The sequence below is a fragment of the Verrucosispora sp. NA02020 genome (assembly GCF_013364215.1).
Taxonomy (GTDB): Bacteria; Actinomycetota; Actinomycetes; order Mycobacteriales; family Micromonosporaceae; genus Micromonospora.
Genome location: NZ_CP054923.1, coordinates 1652220 through 1666684, shown reverse-complemented (window position 1 = coordinate 1666684; position 14465 = coordinate 1652220). Strand labels below are relative to the sequence as shown.

16 protein-coding genes are annotated in these 14465 nt (G+C 73.0%); 10 read left to right on the top strand and 6 right to left on the bottom strand.

Going from position 1 to position 14465, the window contains the following annotated elements; translation table 11 throughout:
- Position 1: 1 nt before the first annotated feature.
- The 3 genes from HUT12_RS07275 to HUT12_RS07265 all read left to right on the top strand — a co-directional run bounded on the left by HUT12_RS07275 (position 2) and on the right by HUT12_RS07265 (position 1906).
- Positions 2-481: a DUF6232 family protein gene (locus HUT12_RS07275; RefSeq protein WP_131054624.1), complete on the top strand. Its 480-nt coding sequence runs from the start codon at positions 2-4 to the stop codon at positions 479-481.
- A gap of 78 nt (positions 482-559) precedes the next feature.
- Positions 560-1039: a DUF6232 family protein gene (locus HUT12_RS07270; RefSeq protein WP_131054623.1), complete on the top strand. Its 480-nt coding sequence runs from the start codon at positions 560-562 to the stop codon at positions 1037-1039.
- A gap of 48 nt (positions 1040-1087) precedes the next feature.
- A complete protein-coding gene (locus tag HUT12_RS07265) occupies positions 1088-1906 on the top strand; it encodes a hypothetical protein (protein ID WP_176092900.1) in 819 nt (272 codons plus the stop codon).
- Between the two features lie 80 nt (positions 1907-1986).
- On the opposite strand, the gene HUT12_RS07260 is transcribed toward HUT12_RS07265, so the two are convergent.
- Positions 1987-2442 (bottom strand): rhodanese-like domain-containing protein, encoded by a 456-nt coding sequence (locus tag HUT12_RS07260; RefSeq protein ID WP_176092899.1) that lies wholly within the window; start codon positions 2440-2442, stop codon positions 1987-1989.
- A gap of 70 nt (positions 2443-2512) precedes the next feature.
- Between HUT12_RS07260 and HUT12_RS07255 the strand changes: the two genes are divergently transcribed.
- On the top strand, positions 2513-3541 hold the full coding sequence (locus tag HUT12_RS07255) for a helix-turn-helix domain-containing protein (RefSeq protein WP_176092898.1): 1029 nt from the start codon (positions 2513-2515) through the stop codon (positions 3539-3541).
- Here the strand turns inward: HUT12_RS07255 and HUT12_RS07250 are convergent.
- The gene (locus HUT12_RS07250; RefSeq protein WP_176092897.1) at positions 3523-4422 is read right to left on the bottom strand and encodes a ribokinase; all 900 of its coding nucleotides are present in this window, start codon (positions 4420-4422) and stop codon (positions 3523-3525) included. The genes HUT12_RS07255 and HUT12_RS07250 overlap by 19 nt on opposite strands.
- Positions 4423-4517: 95 nt before the next feature.
- Positions 4518-5360 carry an ABC transporter ATP-binding protein gene (locus HUT12_RS07245; protein WP_176092896.1) on the bottom strand — a complete coding sequence of 281 codons (843 nt, stop codon included), beginning with the start codon at positions 5358-5360 and terminating at the stop codon, positions 4518-4520.
- A gap of 97 nt (positions 5361-5457) precedes the next feature.
- Here HUT12_RS07245 and HUT12_RS07240 point away from each other — a divergent pair, with 97 nt between their 5' ends.
- Both HUT12_RS07240 and HUT12_RS07235 read left to right on the top strand, forming a co-directional pair.
- Positions 5458-6465, top strand: a complete 1008-nt coding sequence (locus HUT12_RS07240) for an ABC transporter ATP-binding protein (protein ID WP_176092895.1) — start codon at positions 5458-5460, stop codon at positions 6463-6465.
- A complete protein-coding gene (locus HUT12_RS07235; protein ID WP_131056773.1) occupies positions 6462-7472 on the top strand; it encodes an ABC transporter permease subunit in 1011 nt (336 codons plus the stop codon). The genes HUT12_RS07240 and HUT12_RS07235 overlap by 4 nt, the downstream gene beginning before the upstream one ends.
- A gap of 80 nt (positions 7473-7552) precedes the next feature.
- Here HUT12_RS07235 and HUT12_RS07230 read toward each other — a convergent pair whose 3' ends face one another.
- On the bottom strand, positions 7553-8728 hold the full coding sequence (locus tag HUT12_RS07230) for an ROK family transcriptional regulator (protein WP_176092894.1): 1176 nt from the start codon (positions 8726-8728) through the stop codon (positions 7553-7555).
- A gap of 163 nt (positions 8729-8891) precedes the next feature.
- Between HUT12_RS07230 and HUT12_RS07225 the strand changes: the two genes are divergently transcribed.
- Entirely contained in the window at positions 8892-10361 is a 1470-nt protein-coding gene (locus tag HUT12_RS07225; RefSeq protein ID WP_176092893.1) for a glycoside hydrolase family 3 protein, read from the top strand.
- A 204-nt stretch (positions 10362-10565) separates the two neighbouring features.
- On the opposite strand, the gene HUT12_RS07220 is transcribed toward HUT12_RS07225, so the two are convergent.
- Positions 10566-11225 (bottom strand): GNAT family N-acetyltransferase, encoded by a 660-nt coding sequence (locus HUT12_RS07220; RefSeq protein ID WP_131054444.1) that lies wholly within the window; start codon positions 11223-11225, stop codon positions 10566-10568.
- 168 nt (positions 11226-11393) lie between these two features.
- Between HUT12_RS07220 and HUT12_RS07215 the strand changes: the two genes are divergently transcribed.
- The gene (locus HUT12_RS07215; RefSeq protein ID WP_131054445.1) at positions 11394-11576 is read left to right on the top strand and encodes a hypothetical protein; all 183 of its coding nucleotides are present in this window, start codon (positions 11394-11396) and stop codon (positions 11574-11576) included.
- Positions 11577-11683: 107 nt separating this feature from the next.
- Positions 11684-12202, top strand: a complete 519-nt coding sequence (locus HUT12_RS07210) for a hypothetical protein (protein WP_131054446.1) — start codon at positions 11684-11686, stop codon at positions 12200-12202.
- A 4-nt stretch (positions 12203-12206) separates the two neighbouring features.
- Here HUT12_RS07210 and HUT12_RS07205 read toward each other — a convergent pair whose 3' ends face one another.
- On the bottom strand, positions 12207-12932 hold the full coding sequence (locus HUT12_RS07205; protein ID WP_131054447.1) for a Clp protease N-terminal domain-containing protein: 726 nt from the start codon (positions 12930-12932) through the stop codon (positions 12207-12209).
- Between the two features lie 189 nt (positions 12933-13121).
- Here HUT12_RS07205 and HUT12_RS07200 point away from each other — a divergent pair, with 189 nt between their 5' ends.
- Positions 13122-14369 carry a glycoside hydrolase family 16 protein gene (locus tag HUT12_RS07200; protein WP_176092892.1) on the top strand — a complete coding sequence of 416 codons (1248 nt, stop codon included), beginning with the start codon at positions 13122-13124 and terminating at the stop codon, positions 14367-14369.
- Positions 14370-14465: the final 96 nt, after the last annotated feature.

Sequence of the window (14465 nt, the reverse complement as noted above, 5' to 3'; positions counted from 1 at the left end):
GATGGTCACGTACTACGACGACAGGTCCGTACAGGTCACCTCACGCGCCGTCACCGTCGACGGTGACTCGTACCCGCTGACCGAGATCAGCGAGCTCTGGCACCACCGGGGCACCCTGTCCTGGCGGGTGCTGGCCGGACGTGGCGCCCTCGGCGCGGCGATGATCGTCCCGCTGGTCTTCGCCGTCATCGGCATCGTCATCGGCATCTGGCTCGACCGGTCGCCGACCGTCACCGTCGCCATCATCGGCACCTCGGTGCTGATCGGCCTGGCCGCCGGGCCCATCGCCGACCAGCTCTTCGAGTACTTCGACCGCTCGTACGCCCGGGGCAGCCGCCAGCGGGAGGTGTGGATCCGCTGGCGGGGACACCCCGTCCGGCTGCTCCAGACCCCGGACGCGCTGCGCTTCGGGCAGATCTACCGCGCCGTGCAACGGGCCATGGAGGCGAACGAACCGGCCCGCCCGCCCCGCCGTCGTTGACCGGGCCGACCTCCGCATGAGGCGACGCTGACCTCCGCGTGACAGACACGGAACGCCCGGAGGTGGTTAGGCTTAGTGATGGCGCTCTATTACCGGGACGACACGGTGCAGGTGACGTCGGAGTCGATCCGGGCCGCAGGACACGTCATCCCGCTGACCGAAGTGACCTACGTCTGGCACGCCAAGGGACAGACCACCCTCGCCGTACGGGGGCGGGTGCTCGGCCGGGGCGTCCTGGTCCTGCTGCTCTCCCTGCCCCCGCTGATCGGGCTGATCTGCGTGATCTCGCTGGCCTGGTCCGCCTCGGACCGGGGCGAGTGGATGCCCGCGCTGATCGTCTTCGTCGCCTGCGTGGTCGTCGCGCTGGCGCTGGTGCCGTTCCTGGAGATCCCGCTCGGCTGGCTGGACCGCTCGTACGAGCGTGGGAACCGGGTCAACGAGCTGTGGGTGCAGTACCGGGGTCAGGAGGTGATGGTGCTGCGCACGCCCGACGCGCTGCGGTTCGGGCAGATCTACCGGGCGGTGCAACGCGCCGTCGAGCAGCAGGGAGACCACTGACGACCGGCCGCCCGGTGCCGCTGGCCGGGGCGGCGCACACTTGACGGCATGGCGATCCCCCTTCCCCGGCCGACCTCGGTCGTCGGTCTCACCCGATCCGCCCTCGACCAGGCCGCGTCGTTCGCGGCGGTCCCGACCCGCGCGTTCGCGGTGCTGGACGGCGTGGAGGAGCTGCTGAACCGGATCAACGGCGTGGTGGACCGGATCGAGGGTGTGGTGGACCGGGTCGAGCAGACCCTGGACCGCACCGACCAGATGCTCACCGACGCCGACGTGGCCGTCCGCGAGGTGGCGGTGATCAGCGCGGCGGCCACCACCGCCGTGCGGCAGGCGAGCGAGCTGACCGCCACGGCGGCCGGGGTGATCGGTGAGGCCGAGCGGGTGTCGGCGGCCGCCGCCACCGTGGTGGCCACCGCCGAGCAGGTGTCGACGGCCGCCGCCACCGTGGTGGCCGGCGCCGAGCGGGTGACCCGCACGGCCGAGGGCGTGGTCGACACGGCGACGTCGGTGACCGGCCGGGCCGCCGGCACGGTGGGCGCGGCGGCCGAGGCGGCGGCGACGGCGGCCGAGCTGCTGGCCGCGTACGAGCCGGCGCTGCGCCGGGCCGCCCCGATGGCCAACCACTTCGTCGAGCAGCTCAGCGAGGAGGAGGTCACCGCCGCCGTACGCCTGGTCGACGAGTTGCCGAGGCTCCGGGAACACCTCACCTCGGACGTGCTGCCGATCCTGGCCACGCTGGACCGGGTCGGTCCGGACCTGCACGACCTGCTCGACGTCACCCGGGACCTCAAGCTCGCCGTGGCCGGCATCCCCGGCCTGGGCATGCTGCGACGACGGGGCGAGAAGCTGAGCGACGACGCCGGCTGACACCACCCGACGCGGTGCCGGTCCGCCGCCCGCGCCCCCGGGGAGACAGCCGGCGGTCGCGGGCGGTGGCCGGAGGACGGTCAGCAGCCGCAGGCGGCGCGGCGCGGCGCGGTCAGCTCGTCCACCGGTCGCTGGGTGATCCCGGTCCCGGTCACCACCGGCAGGCCCTCCCGCGCCCAGTACTCGTACCCGCCGCGCATCTCCTTGACCGGATAGCCGAGCCGGGCGAACTCCAGCGCCGCCCGGGTGGCGCCGTCACAACCGGGACCCCAGCAGTACGTCACCACCCGCGCTCCGGGTGGCACCGTCACCGCCGCCTCCGTGGCGATCCGCGCGGTGGGCAGGTGCAGGGCGTCGGGCAGATGCCCCTGCTCCCAGGCGTCGTCGCTCCGGGAGTCGACCACCACCAGATCGGGCACCCCGGCGGTCAGGTCGGCGTGCACGTCGGCGACGTCGGTCTCGAACCGGAGCCGGTCCAGGAACTGGGTGACGGCGGCCTCCGGCGTGGCGGCCGGCACCGCGAAAACACGTGACATGCACCGATCCTCGGCCGGTACGCCGTCGACGACGAGTGGCGCTGCCGCCGTACTGCGCTAACATCCCGCCATGACTCCGGCGGACCGCACCGTCGCCGTGCTCGCGTACCCGGGGATGTCGGTCTTCGAGACCGGATTCGTCACCGAGGTCTTCGGTCTGCCCCGGCCCGAGCTGGGCGTGCCCTGGTACACGCTGCGGCTCTGCGCCGAACGGCCCGGCCCGGTGCCGCTGGTCGGCGGCGCCGGCCTGCACAGCCCGTACGGCCTGGACGACCTGGCCGCCGCCGGGACGGTGATCGTGCCCGGGGTGCCCGACGTGCACGGCACGCCGTCACCCGAACTGGTGGCCGCCCTGCGCCGGGCGCACCGGGGCGGCGCCCGGCTCGTCTCCCTCTGTTCCGGCGCGTTCGCGCTGGCCGGCGCCGGCCTGCTCGACGGGCGCCGGGCCACCACCCACTGGCGGTACGCCGACCTGCTGGCCCGCCGCTACCCGCAGGTGACGGTGGATCCCGACGTGCTGTACCTCGACGACGGTGACGTGCTCACCAGCGCGGGCAGCGCCGCCGGTCTGGACCTCTGCGTGCACCTGGTCCGGCGGGACCACGGGGTGGCGGTGGCCAACGCGGTGGCCCGGCGGCTGGTGATCCCGCCGCACCGCGACGGCGGTCAGGCGCAGTTCATCGAGGCCCCGGTGACCACCGGCCCGGACGACGACCGGATCGCCGGCAGCCTCGCCTGGGCGTTGGCGCACCTGCCCGCACCGCTGACGGTGGCGACGCTGGCCCGGCAGGCGCACATGTCACCGCGCACCTACCTGCGGCACTTCGCCCGTGCCACCGGCACCAGCCCGATCCGGTGGCTGATCGACCAGCGGATCCGGGCCAGCCTGGCGCTGCTGGAGACGAGCGACGCACCGGTCACGGAGATCGCCGCCGCGGTCGGCTTCGACACGTCGGTCACCTACCGCCACCACTTCGCCCGGGCGATGCGGACCTCACCGTCGGCGTACCGCCGGGCGTTCCGCACCGACGCCGACACCGCACCGGGACACGGCGGCGGACGCCCGACCGGCCGTCCCGGTCAGGGTGCCGGGACGTAGAGCTGGTCGATGTCGGCCCGGTGCGGCAGCGACACGCTCGCGCCGAGCCGACGGACGCAGGCCGCGCCGGCCGCCGCCGCCCAGCGGACCGCGTCGACCAGGTCCCGGCCCTCGCCCCAGGCCACCGCGAGCGCGGCCGTGAACGCGTCCCCGGCGGCCGTCGAGTCCACCGTGTCCACCGGTACGGCGGGCACGTGCGCGGCGACACCGTCCCGGTCGCCGTACCAGGCGCCCTGCGCGCCGAGGGTGAGCACCGCCCGGGGCACCAGGTCGAGCAGCGCCTGCGGCTCGTCCCGGCCCCGACCGGTGTACGTCTGCGCCTCGTTCTCGTTGACCACCAGCAGGTCCACGGCGGCCAGCAGGTCCGGCGGCAACGGAACGGCCGGCGCGGCGTTGAGCACCACCCGGGTGCCGGCCGCCCGGGCGGCCACCGCCGCCTCGGTCACCGTCTCCACCGGGATCTCCAACTGGGCGACCAGCACGTCCGCGTCCCGTACGGCGGCCAGTTCGCCCTCGGTGAGCGCGGTCATCGAGCCGTTCGCGCCCGGCGTCACCAGGATCGCGTTCTCGCCCGCGGCGTTGACCATGACCAGGGCCACCCCGGAGGCGCCGTAACTGGTGCGGAGGTGGCTGGTGTCGACCCCGGCGGCGGCGATCCGGGCCCGCAGGGTCACCCCGAACGAGTCGGAACCGATCGCGCCGAGGAAGGTGCTGGCGGCACCCGCGCGGGCGGCGGCGATGGCCTGGTTCGCCCCCTTGCCGCCGGGCACCGTGACGAAGTCGGTGCCGAGCGTGGTCTCCCCCGGCCGGGGCAGGGCCGGGGCGGTGGCGACCAGGTCCATGTTCGCGCTGCCCACCACGGCGACCCGGGTCTGGGGCACGGAAGCTCCTCCGGCTGGCTCGTCTGGCTGGCTGGGGTGGGGTGAAAGGAGGGGTCCCCTGCTATACCGCAGGCGTTAGCAGGGGACCCCTCCTTTCAGGCGGCGCGGGCGGTGAACCGCTCGCCGTGGCGTTCGACCAGCAGCGGCAGGCCGAAGGTCTTGGTCAGGTTGTCGGCGGTGAGGACGTCGGCCAGCAGCCCCTGGGCCATCACGGCGCCGTCGCGCAGCAGCAGCGCGTGGGTGAAGCCGGGCGGGATCTCCTCCACGTGGTGCGTGACGAGCACCAACGCCGGGGCGTCCGGGTCCTGGGCCAGCTCGGCGAGCCGGCCCACCAGGTCCTCGCGGCCGCCGAGGTCGAGCCCGGCCGCCGGTTCGTCCAGCAACAGCAGCTCCGGGTCGGTCATCAGCGCCCGGGCGATCTGCACCCGCTTGCGCTCGCCCTCGGAGAGCGTGCCGTACGTCCGGTCGGTCAGCGCGCCGACCCCGAGCTGGTCGAGCAGCGCCCGGGCCCGGGACTCGTCGGCCGGGTCGTAGCTCTCCCGCCAGCGGCCCACCACCGACCAGGCCGCCGTCATCACCACGTCCACGGCCCGCTCGTCGGCGGGCAGACGCTCGGCGAGCGCGGCGGTGGCGAGCCCGATGCGGGTACGCAGCTCGGTCACATCGGTGCGGCCGATCCGCTCGCCCAGCACGTGTGCGGTGCCGGTGGTCGGGTGCAGCCGCCCGGCGGCGAGGTTGAGCAACGTGGTCTTGCCGGCACCGTTGGGGCCCAGCACCACCCAGCGTTCGTCCAGTTCGACCCGCCAGTCCACATCGTGCAGCAGGGCGGTGCCGGACCGGCGTACGGCGACGCCGTCGAGGCTGACCACCAGATCCGCGTCCACGGGTGAGGGGGCGGGGGTGGCGCCACCGGCGCCAGGGATCAGGTCACCAGTCACCCGCCCATCCAACCACGCAGCAGCGGGCTGCCCCCACGGGCGTACGCGCCCGCCGTAGGGTGGGGCGCCGTGTCATTGCTCACCCGAAGGGCGGCTCATGGCGAGTGCGGTCATCGAGATCGACGGTCTACGGAAGACCTTCCGTAGCCTGCGTCGGGGCAGCCGCGTCGCGGTCGACGGCTTCGACCTGCTGGTCGAGGCCGGTCAGGTGCACGGGTTCCTCGGCCCGAACGGGTCGGGCAAGACGACCACGTTGCGGGCGCTGCTCGGGCTGGTACGCGCCGACCAGGGCCGGATGCGGGTGCTCGGCGCCTCCGCCCCGGAGCAGTTGACCCAGGTGGCGGGCCGGGTGGGCGCGATCGTGGAGAGTCCGCAGTTCTTCGGCAACTTCACCGCGTACCGCACGCTGCGGTTGCTCGCGCTGGCCGGTGGCGTACCGATCGCCCGGGTCGACGACGTGCTGGAGCAGGTCGGTCTGCTCGACCGGGCGCACGAGCGGGTCAAGGGTTACTCGCTCGGCATGAAGCAGCGTCTGGCGGTGGCCTCGGCGCTGCTCAAGCAACCGGAGTTGCTGATCCTCGACGAGCCGGCGAACGGGCTGGACCCGGCGGGCATCCGGGAGATGCGTGACCTGATGCGGGCGCTGGCCGAGCGCGGGGTGACCGTGCTGGTGTCCAGCCACATCCTGGCCGAGATCCAGGTGATCTGCGACCACGTCACGATCATCTCGCGGGGGCGACGGGCCGCCAGCGGTCCGGTGGCGGAGGTGCTCGCCGGCCACGACCGGCACGAGTGCCTGGTCCGCGCCGACGACCTGGGCCGGGCCGAGGAGTTGCTGGTGGCCGCCGGGTGGGCGGTCACCGGGCACGCCGACCATCTGGTGGTGGACGGGGTGCCGGATCCGGCGCTGGTCAACCGGACGCTGGGCGAGCAGGGCGTCTGGGTACGCGAACTGACGCCGCTGCGCCCGGATCTGGAGAGCGTCTTCCTGGATCTGACCGGCGCACCGGGGCCGGTGGGGGTGCCCCGGCAGGTGCACGACACGTCGGACGACACGACCGTCGGCCGGGAGATCGACCTCGGCGTCCGGGAGGTGGGCGCGTGAACCTGATCCGTGCCGAGGCGGAACGGTTGGCGGCCCGCCGTTTCGTCCAGCTCATGGTGGCGTTGTTGGCGCTGGCCTTCGTGGTCACCGCCGGCACCACGATCGCCGGTTCGCACAGTCCCAGTCCGGCCGAGTTGGCCGCGGCCCAGCGACAGGCCGCCGACGACCGGCGCGGACTGGAGTTGGAGCACGACCGGTGCCTGGCCCGACAGCAGGGTTCGCCGCCCCGGGAGGAGGACGGCTACCTGCCGGCCGACTGCAGCGAGGTCGATCCGGCGCTCCGGGACCGGTTGCCGGTGGCGGCCGACTACCTCGACGGCGTGTTCACCTTCACCCGGCAGGCCGAGCCGCTGTTGTACTTCCTCGTGGCGTTCCTGGTGCTGTTCGGTTTCCTGGTGGGGGCCTCGGCGATCGGCGCCGACCTGAACTCCGGCGGCGTGGTGAACCTGTTGCTGTGGCGACCGCGCCGGATGACGGTGCTGGGCACCAAGCTCGGCACGCTGCTCGGGGCGGTGCTGGCCCTGTCCCTGCTCGCCTCGGCGACCTACCTGGTCACCTTCTGGACGATCGCCCAGTTGGCCGGCCATCCCGGCCCGACGAATCCGACGTTCTGGGGCAGCCTGGGCGCGATCTGGGTCCGGGGCCTGGTGCTGGTGCTCCTGGCCACGGCGATCGGCTTCGCCGTGGCCACGATGGGCCGGCACACCTCGGCGGCACTCGGGGCGGTGGCCGCGTACCTGGTGGTGTGGGAGTTGGGCGGCCGGATCGTGCTGGAGATCGTCGGGACGCCCCGACCCGACCAACTCATGCTGACCAGTTACGTCTGGGCGTGGCTCACCGGCAGGGTCGAGCTCTGGGACGACAGCGCCTGCACCAATCTGCTCTCCAGCTACTGCGACGGTCTCTACACGCTGACCTGGCGACCGGCACTGGCCGTGCTGTTGTCGCTCACCGTCGGGCTCACCGTGGCCGCCTTCGCGCTGTTCCGGCGCCGCGACCTGACCTGAGCGCCGGCCTGGAGGCGGCAACTCCTTGCCACCTCCGGGCCGATGCTGAAGACTTCCTTCACATGGACGGCATCGGCGGCTCAGCCGACCGTGGAGCCGAAGACCTCGTCCCGGACGGCGTCCAGCGCGGTCCGCAACGCCCCGTGCACGATCGGTTCCTCGGTCAGCCCGGTGGACACCACCCGGGGGCGGACCAGCGTGATGGCGGCCACCTCGTGCTGTACCCGTTCGGCCAACGCCGCCCCGCCGGCCTGCCCCACCTCACCGGCGAGCACCACCAGCGGCGGGTCCAGCACCACGCAGGTGCTCGCCACGCCCAGGGCCAGCCGACGGGCCACCTCGTCGAGCATCGGTCCGCCGGCGGCGCCGTCGGCGATCGCGGCGCGGACGGCGTCGGCCGCCCCGGCGTCCGGGTAGCCGTGCTCGCGGGCCAGCGCGCGGACCGCGTCGGCACCGGCCAGTTGCTGGAAGGCGGGCTTGGCCCGCCGGGAGACGTCGCGCGGGATGGGCGCGCCGGGCACCGGCAGGTAGCCGATCTCGCCGGCCGCGCCACTGCTGCCGTGGTGCAGCCGCCCACCCAGCATGATCGCCAGGCCGACACCGGCACCGACCCAGACCAGCACGAAGTCCGACAGACCCTGGGCCGCACCGGACTGCGCCTCGGCCACCGCGGCCAGGTTCACGTCGTTCTCGAAGACCACCGGGGTGTCCAGGTCGTCGCGGAGCGCGGCGAGCAGACCCCGGTGCCAGCGCGGCAGGTTGAACGCGAAGGTGATGTCGCCGGTGCCCGGGTCGACCAGGCCGGGGGTGCCGAGCACGATCCGCCGTACGCTCGACAGCTGGGCACCGGCACTGCCGGCCACCTGCACCACCGCGTTGTGCACGACGCCGACCGGGTCGTCGGTGTCCCGGGTGGACTGCTCGACCCGACCGATCACCGCGCCGGTGATGTCGGCGCAGGCGGCCACCACACGCTCCGGCCCGACGTCCACGCCGACCACGTGCGCGCTACCCGGGCGCACCGCGTAGAGCTGGGCGTTCGGCCCCCGACCACCGGCCTGCTCACCCACCCGGGCGACCAGCCCCCGCTCCTCCAACCGCTCCACCAGTTGGGATGCGGTGACCTTGGAGAGGCCGGTCAGCTCACCGAGCCGAGCCCGGGTCAGCGGCCCCTGTTCCAGCAGCAGTTCCAGCGCCGCACGGTCGTTGAGGGCGCGCAACAGACGTGGGGTGCCGGGCAACCGGGTCGCACTCATGCCATGTCCTCATGTATTAGTAAACTTTGCTAACTATCTAGCTTTGACAACAGTAAACCGACCTTGGAACGGGTAGCCGTAGCGTATCGGCCGGGTGGAAGCAGGGCTCTCGGCCGACCCGGTACGAGATCCGCACCGGCCGGCACCGAGAGGAGACGCCTCCATGGGGATCGATCCGGGACTCCGCCGGCTGGCGCTGGGCACCCTGCTGGCCGCGTACCCGGGGCCGGTCCCGCCCGACTGGGCGGTCGAGCTGGTGGCCGAGGGGCTGGCCGGGCACACCCTGTTCGGCACCAACATCCATCGGCCGGAGCAGGTGGCGGCCGCCACGGCCGCGCTGCGGGCCGGACGGTCCGACGTGCTGATCGCCGTCGACGAGGAGGGCGGTGACGTAACCCGACTGGCGCACGCCACCGGCAGCCCGTACCCGGGCAACGCGGCGCTCGGCGCGATCGGCGACGTGGCCCTCACCCGCCGGGTCTACCACGCCATCGGCGCGGAGCTGGCCGCCCTGGGCATCACCGTCGACCTGGCACCCACCGTCGACGTCAACAGCGCCGACGACAACCCGGTCATCGGCACCCGCTCGTTCGGAGCCGACCCGGTCCGGGTGGCCGCCCACTCGGCGGCGGCGACCACCGGGCTCCAGGCCGCCGGAGTTGCCGCCTGCGCCAAGCACTTCCCCGGCCACGGCGCGACGATCGCCGACTCCCACCACGAGCTGCCCACCGTGGACGCCTCGCCCGACCTCCTGCGCCAGCGCGACCTGCCACCGTTCGCCGCGGTGATCGCGGCCGGGGCGAAGGCCGTGATGACCGCACACATCCGGGTTCCCGCACTGACCGGCGACGGGCCGGCCACCTTCAGCCGCGCCGTCCTGACCGACCTGCTGCGCGACCGGTACGGCTTCGACGGCGTCGTGGTCACCGACGCGCTGGAGATGCGGGGCGCCACCCTCGCCGCCGGTGGCGTCGCACCGGGTGCGGTGCGGGCCCTGGCCGCCGGAGCCGACCTGCTCTGCATCGGCGCCAAGGTCGACGCGGACCTGGTCGAGGCCGTCGCCGCCGAGATCGTCGCCGCGCTCGGCGACGGCCGGCTCGACCGCGTCCGGGTGGAGCAGGCCGCCGACCGCGTCGCCGCCCTCGCCGCCTGGACCCGGACCGCGCGGTCCGAGGTCACCGTCCCCGCCGACCTCGGGTACGCCGCCGCGCGCCGGGCGGTCCGGGTGGAGGGCGTCCTGGCCGGGTTGGACCAGCCACTGGTGGTGCAGGTGCACGCCCGCTCCACCGTCGCCGAGGGACGGGTGCCGTGGGGGCTCGGCCCGCACCTCGACGGCACCGAGGAGATCCGGGTGGTGGCCACCGAGGCCGACCCGGAGGCGCTGCGCCGCCGTGCCGGCACCCGCCCGATCGTGCTGGTCGGGCGCCACCTGCACCGGCTGCCCGGCGGCCCGGAACTCGCCGCCGCGCTGGCCGCCACGCATCCGGTGGCGGTGGTCGAGATGGGGTGGCCGGCCGCGTGGCGACCGGCCGGCGTCCAGGCGTTCGTCACCACCTTCGGCGCGAGCCACGCCAACGGGCGGGCCGCCGCCGAGGCACTGGGCCTGACCGGGCACGCCGAAACCACACGCTGAGTCACCCCGCAGCCGATCCACATCGATGCGTCCGGGCAGGTCAAGTCCACTTTTCGACACCGCAGACCACGCGGTGGCTACTTGCCGACCACCACTCAGATACGTAGCGTGATCACATCGAGCCGCACATGGGCCTGGGGGGAGGCTGCGGACCGTGGATCCGGCCCGGGATCCACGGTCCGCGCCCTGCCGTCAGGTCGACCGTCAGCCCGGATAGACGCCGTACGACCGCCAGCCCCGGTCGGGGAAACCCGCCGCCTCCGCCACCCGGGCTGAGGCGGCATTGTCCCGGGCGTGCAGATAGGTCGGCACCGCGCCGTCCGCGAGCACCCGACGCGCGGCCTGGGCCACCAACCGCCGGGCCAGTCCGCGCCCCCGGGCGGCCGGCTGCGTACCCACCGCCAACTCGTGCCCGTGCCGGTCGTGCCGCTTGACGCCGACGCCGGCCAGGTAACGACCCCGCACGTCCCGCACCACCAGGACCGGCCGGTCGAACAGGCGCAACCAGGACGGCAGGCCGGCGGAACCGGGCGGCACCCACTCACCGACGTCGGGCAGGGGCGCGGGAGCGACGCTCCAGCGGAACACGTCGTCGTGTACCACCCAGCCGGGATGACCGACCGCCGCCGGCAACGCGTCCGGCAGCGACTCCGGCCGCCGGGCCAGGTCGCGTACCGCCGCGACCCGGTCCGGGGCCACCGAGAGCACGGTGCTCGTGCCGGCGGTGACCGCGACAGCCGGCCGCAACCGGCCGTCCCAGGCCGGGCGGGCGCGCCGGGTGGAGCAGACCACGTGCAGCCCGGGACCTGCCGGCCACTGCCCGAGCCAGGTCGCCAGGTGCAGGTGGAGCCGCCGGTCGAGCATCGCCCACCTCCGCACCGTCGCTCCGGCCTCCGCCGATCACGGTACGTCGGGCACTGGGCGCGGTGGTACCGATCGGGTGACCAACGCCTCGGCCGGGAACCCGGGTCATCGATCGACCGTCATATCCATTTCCATACATGGACAACTTTCTTTGAAACGGTGGGGGACATGCCGATTCAGCCGAACGACCGCTCCGCGCAGGACACCCGACGGATACGACGGTGCGCCGAACACTTCCCGGGTCAGCTCTCCTACGGCGGTCACCGCGCCGGCCTCGGTGCCCTCTCCTGGCACGACCTCAACGAACTGCCGGCGGGCTACTCCTCCCGCCGCCACCTCAACACGCTCTGAGGCCCCCGGCACCCGGGCCGGCCCGGCGAGCCAGCGCGTCCTTTCGCACACCTGTCGGGTAACGTCTGCTGGTCCTCCGACAGGCCACGACGGGAGCAACTGCGCACATGGGCAAGAAGACGATCCGCGTCTCCGACTTCAGCGGCACGGTGCTGGGTCCCGACGACGAGGCGGTCCGCGTCGTCGTCGTCGAGCATCCTGACCTGGTGGCCGGGCCCGTGCAGTTGGACGCGACGCCGGTGGAGGTGGAGAACATCGACGACGCCGCGCTGGACGTGGCGGTGGTCGAGATCCACGACCGGCACGGCAACGGTGAGCCGCGCCGGGTGGTGCTGACCGCGAGCGAGTTCGACGCGATGGCCACCGACATGCCGATGGCACAACTGCTCAAGACCGCCGAGCGGGTACGCCCACCGAAGGCGCGACGCGCCCCGGAGAAGATCGACTACGGCACCATCGACCACGCCGGCAAGCCGCACCGGGGGCGGGTCACCGAGGAGGAGGCCCGACTGGTGCGTGAGCACCTGGACGAGGTCAACAAGCGCCTCGCCGACGCCGGGCTGCGCCAGATCGAGCCGGAGGACCCGGAGCACGCCGCCCGGTACGGCTTCCCCACCGCGCCCTGATCCGCTACTCGAACACCCGGACCTTGGCCAGGGCCGCCGCGGTGCCCGCTTCCACGGCGGCCTTCTCCACACCGAGGCCGGTGAGCACGCCCTCGCCGTCCTCCTGCTCCAGCAGCGCCAGCAGGATGTGCTCGGTGCCGATGTAGTTGTGCCCCAGGCGCAGCGCCTCGCGGAAGGTCAGTTCCAGCGCCTTCTTGCCGGCCGCGTCGTACGGGATCAGATCCGGGACCTCGCCGACGGAGGGCGGCAGCGCGGCGGTGGCCGCCTCGCGTACCGCCCCGGCCGTGACGCCCTCGGCGGCCAGCACCTTCACGGCCAGGCCCTCCGGCTCGGCGAGCAGCCCGAGCACCAGGTGCGCCGGGCCGATCTCGGCGTTGCCGGCGGCGCGGGCCTCGTTCTGCGAGGCCATCACCACGTTGCGGGCGCGCGGGGTGAAGCGGTTGAACCCCTGTTGCGGGTCGATCGGCCCGGCGTCGCTCTTGGCCACGAAGCGCTTCTGCGCGGCCTGCTTGCTCACTCCCATGCTGCGGCCGATCTCGGTCCAGGAGGCGCCGGAGCGGCGGGCCTGGTCCACGAAGTGACCGATGAGATGGTCGGCGACCTCGCCGATGTGGTCGGCGACCATCACCGCGTCGGTGAGCTGGTCGAGCGCGTCGGGATGGGCCTGCTTGATGGCCTGGATCAGGTCGTCGAGCCGGACGGGATTGTTCATCTGGACCGGATTCGTCATGCGTCAACCATAGGTTGACGACCCGCAGTCGTCAACCCAAAGTTGACGATCACCGAGCGTCGTCACGCTCCATGATCGCTGTTAACAACCTTGACTAATTCTGTTGAAATCGACAGACTGCGATATGGAGAGCGCTCTCCCCTCCTCGCCGGGGCGCCAGCCTCATCCGCAGACCCCAAGGAGACCATCGTGTCCACCATCTCCCGAAGGCTTCGACGGACAGCCGCCGCCCTCGCCGCGGCCGTCGTCGCCAGCATGCTCGTCGTCCCCGTGACCGCCGCACCGGCCGCCGCCGCCATCGGCGGACTCACCTGGCAGGACGAGTTCAACGCCCCGGCCGGTACGCCGGTCGACCAGTCCAAGTGGCGCTTCGACATCGGCGGCCACGGCTGGGGCAACAACGAGCGGCAGTACTACACCAACAGCACCAGCAACGCGGTGCACGACGGGCAGGGCAACCTGGTCATCACCGCGCGCCGGGAGAACCCGGCCAACTACCAGTGTCACTACGGCCGGTGCGAGTACACCTCGGCCCGACTGCTCACCGCCGCCACCTTCAGCCAGGCGTACGGCCGGTTCGAGGCCCGCATCAAGATCCCTCGCGGTCAGGGCATCTGGCCGGCCTTCTGGATGCTCGGCAGCGACTTCGGCAACGTCGGCTGGCCGGCCTCCGGCGAGATCGACATCATGGAGAACGTCGGTCGCGAGCCGAACACCGTGCACGGCACCATCCACGGGCCCGGCTACTCCGGCGGCGGCGGGATCACCGGCAGCCGCGTCATCGGACAGCCGCTGGCCGACGCCTTCCACACCTACCGGGTCGACTGGGAACCGAACAGCATCCGCTGGTACCTCGACGGCCAGGAGTTCTTCCGCGTCGACCCGAGCCGACTCGGCGGCAACCGGTGGGTCTTCGACCACCCGTTCTTCATGATCCTCAACGTCGCGGTGGGCGGCAACTGGCCCGGCTACCCGGACGGCAGCACCCAGTTCCCGCAGCAGATGCTCGTCGACTACGTGCGGGTCTACGGCTACGTCCCGGACGGCAACACCGGCACCACCCGGATCCGGGGCCAGCAGAGTGGACGGTGCATCGACATCCCCAGCGCCAACCCGTACGACGGGGCGCCGTTGCAGATCTGGGACTGCAACACCACCGCCGCCCAGGCGTGGACCTTCGCCGCCGACGGCACCGTCCGCGCCATGGGCAAGTGCATGGACCCGGCCTGGGCAGGCACCGCCAACGGCACCGAGGTCAACCTGGTCACCTGTAACGGCAACCCGGCCCAACGGTTCACCCTCAGCCCCGCCGGTGACCTGGTGAACCTCAGCGCGAACCGGTGCGTCGACGTCCGGGAGAACAACCCGAACAACGGCGGCCGGTTGCAGCTCTGGGACTGCGGCGGCACCGCCAACCAGAAGTGGTCCCGCGCCTGACCGCAAGCGGTACCTGTGGGCTCACCGCCGTCGGCGGTGAGCCCACGCGCCGTCGCAGCCGTAAGAGTCGGTGACGGGCCGGGCGGGTAGTAGCCC